The 3,068-nt window shown below is 69.0% G+C and carries 3 protein-coding genes and 1 pseudogene; all 4 read right to left on the bottom strand.

Annotation, left to right across the window (positions count from 1 at the left end):
* Positions 1-377: pseudogene (locus ACR2JA_RS06635) on the bottom strand (GTP cyclohydrolase I); the annotation flags it as partial.
* Between the two features lie 56 nt (positions 378-433).
* The gene (gene clsB / locus ACR2JA_RS06640) at positions 434-1,780 is read right to left on the bottom strand and encodes a cardiolipin synthase ClsB (RefSeq protein ID WP_434008316.1); all 1,347 of its coding nucleotides are present in this window, start codon (positions 1,778-1,780) and stop codon (positions 434-436) included.
* Positions 1,771-2,505 (bottom strand): endonuclease/exonuclease/phosphatase family protein, encoded by a 735-nt coding sequence (locus tag ACR2JA_RS06645; RefSeq protein ID WP_434008317.1) that lies wholly within the window; start codon positions 2,503-2,505, stop codon positions 1,771-1,773. The genes clsB and ACR2JA_RS06645 overlap by 10 nt, the downstream gene beginning before the upstream one ends.
* Positions 2,506-2,564: 59 nt before the next feature.
* A partial coding sequence (nudB, locus tag ACR2JA_RS06650) for a dihydroneopterin triphosphate diphosphatase (protein WP_434008318.1) occupies positions 2,565-3,068 on the bottom strand: 504 nt, incomplete at its 5' end.

A 3,068-nucleotide genomic window follows, 5' to 3' on the forward strand; every position in this document is an offset into this window, starting at 1 on the left:
GTGATCGGGCCGACGATCATCAGCTCGTTGAGGTGCTCGGCGTTGGGAAACTCGGTGACCGCCGGGCCCTTGACGTAACGGCCGTTGAACACCTCTTTGAGGTACATCTTGGCCACGCGGCGCGCGGTGTTGCCGGTGTTGTGGTCATGCTCGGTGTCGATCACCATGGCATCGAGCACGCCCTGCATTTTCTCGGTGACTTCGTCGAGCAATTGCTCCAGTTCACCCGGCTGGATGAACTCGGCGATGTTGTCGTTGGAGTGAAAACGCTGGCGCGCGGCCTTGATGCGCTCGCGGATCTTCACGGAAACGGGCACGCCCTCGTCGGTGGGGGAGGTGTTGGCAGGGGTCATGTCAGCATCGGTCTTCATGAGCATGGGCCATGCTAACACCGCACCTGAACCCGCCCTCGGGCCAGGGTTTCAACAGAAGGTCAGTACCGGTGCCCGGTGACGAACAGCAGCGCTCGCATGAGACCGAAGGCCACCCGGTCGGCCACGCGCTGCCCCCAGGAACGGGCCAGCAGCGACTGTGCATCGATCATCTGCCCCTGCTGTTGCAGCAACGCGTCCAGCCGTTCGTGCAGCAGTGCGGCAAAGCGGCGGTCGGTGGTCATCACATTGGCTTCGCGCGCCAGCAGCAGCGACAGCGGGTCCAGGTTGGTCGAACCCACGGTGGCCCAGCGGCGGTCGATCACCGCCACCTTGGCGTGCAGCGCGCTGGGCGCGTATTCGTGGATCTCCACGCCCGCGGCCACCAGCCGCTGGTACACCGGCCGAGCCGCGTGATACTGCATGAAGTTCTCGTAACGCCCTTGCGACAGCAATCGCACCCGCACGCCGCGCTGCACCGCCATCATCAGTGCCCGGCGCAGCTTGCGCCCAGGGATGAAGTAGGCGTTGGCGATCACGATGTCGTGCCGAGCTTCGCCGATGGCCTTGAGGTAGGCGCGCTCGATGTCGTGCCGGTGGCCCACGTTGTCGCGCAACAGCAGCGCCGCGCGGGCGCCGTTCACGCCCAGCGGGCCCTCGGTCGACGCGTCCTGGCTGGTGGCCTCCCATTCGGCGTCGGCGTTGATGCGCCCGCCGCGCGAGCCCAGGCCGGTGCGCAGCTCCAGCTTGTCCAGCAGACGCGAGAAATCCCCGGTCGGGTCGGTTTCGCGCAGAGCCTCCCAGGCGGCCTTGAATTCGCGCTGGCGCGCGCTGCGCACCGCCTGCAAACGCCACCACAGCTGCTCCATGGTGTCGACCATGTCGGTCACCAGCGGCCCGGCCACGCGCAGCGAAAAGTCCAGCCGCGGCACGGTCAGTTTGCCCAGGGCCACGTCGTCCAGGTCATCGATGATGTTGATGCCGCCGCAGAAGCCGAGGGTGCCGTCCACCACGCACAGCTTGCGGTGCAGGCGCCGCCAGCGGCTGGGGATGAGCAGGCCCAGCCGGCCCAGCGGCGCGTACACCCGCCACTTCACCCCGGCCGCGTCGAAGCGGCGCTGCCATTCGGGTGGCACGCGCGGCGTGCCCACCCCGTCCACCACCAGCCGCACCTGCACACCGCGCTGCGCCGCGCGCTCCAGCGCCTGCGCCACGCTCAGCGCGGCCCCCGCAAACTCGAAGATGTAGGTTTCCAGGTGCACCACGCGCCGTGCGGCGTCCATCGCCTCCACCAGCGCCGGGAACAGGTCCACCCCGCCCTGCAGCAGCAGCAGCTGGTGTCCGTTGCGCAGGCTGCCGGCGCCGCTGCGCGACAGCGTCTCGGGGGTGTCGCGCGGTGTTACGGACACAGCGCCAGCTCGGCGATCAGGGGCAGGTGGTCGGACATGCGCGACCAGGCCCGCCCGTGCGGCACGTGGGCCGACACCGGCCGGAGCCCGCGCGCGTAAATGCGGTCCAGGTGCAGCAGCGGCAGGCGCGACGGATAGGTCGGCAGGCGGATGCCTTCAAAGGTGCGCAACCCCAGATCGGCCATGGGCCGCAGCAGCTGCGCGCCCCAGTCGTTGAAGTCGCCCGCCACGATCAGGGGCTCGGCCTCGGGCACTTCGCGGGCGATGAAATGGCCCAGCCGCTCGACCTGGCGTGCGCGGCTCGCGTGGATCAGCCCCAGGTGCACCACCACCACGTGCACCAGTTGCCCATCGACCAGCAACTGCACGTGCAGCAAGCCGCGCTGCTCGAAGCGGTGGTCCGACACGTCGGCGTGCCCGCTGCCCAGCACCGTCCAGCGCGAGAGCAGCGCGTTGCCGTGCTCGCCGTGTTTGGTGACCGCGTTGGTGCGGTAGACCGACTCGTAGCCCTCGGGCGAGAGGTACCCGGCCTGGTCCAGATCGGGCCAGCGGGTGAAGTGTTTTTCCAGCTTGCGGTGGTGGCGCCGCACCTCCTGCAGGCAGACGATGTCGGCGTCGAACTGCTCCACCGCGTGCACCAGGTTGTGGATCTCCAGCCGGCGCGCCGGCCCCAGGCCCTGCACGCCCTTGTGGATGTTGTAGGTCGCGACGCGGATGGTGGTCATGCGCGAATCATGCCACCGGCCCAGAAGGCAGATCCGCCGCCGGGCCGCCCCAAGGCGGATCAGCCCCCGGACCCGGCAAGCACCGGGTCCCTCCCCGTTCCTTGGGCAGCGACCCGTGCAGCGGCGGAGCATGAGGGCAGTTTTGTGCACTGGCCCAGGCGCGGCAGCCACGAAATCGCCTCGGCGTTGGAAAACGAGAAACACCGGTCCACCGCTTCCAGCCAGGGCAGCCAGACCTGGTCGCGGTGCTCGCGCGCGCTCAGCACCACCGGCACCGGCGCCGGGATGCAAAGGCCGAACACCCGCTCGGTGTTCTGGTACACGCCCGGCGCGTAGCGGTGCCGCCACTCGGGGTAAATCTCGTAGGTGTTCTGCAGGCCCCAGTCGGTCAGCAGGTGACCTGGGGCGCGAACGTCCAGGCTGGTTTCCTCCATCACCTCGCGCGCCGCCGCGACTTCGTACGGCTCATCGATCGCATCCAGCGACCCGGTCACCGACTGCCAGAAACCCGGCGTCGCCGCCCGCTCGATCAGCAGCACGTCCAGCGCCGGGGTGTGGATGAC

Origin of the sequence: Hydrogenophaga sp. (genome assembly GCF_051007235.1) — a bacterium.
In the GTDB taxonomy this organism is placed as follows: Bacteria; Pseudomonadota; Gammaproteobacteria; order Burkholderiales; family Burkholderiaceae_C; genus Hydrogenophaga.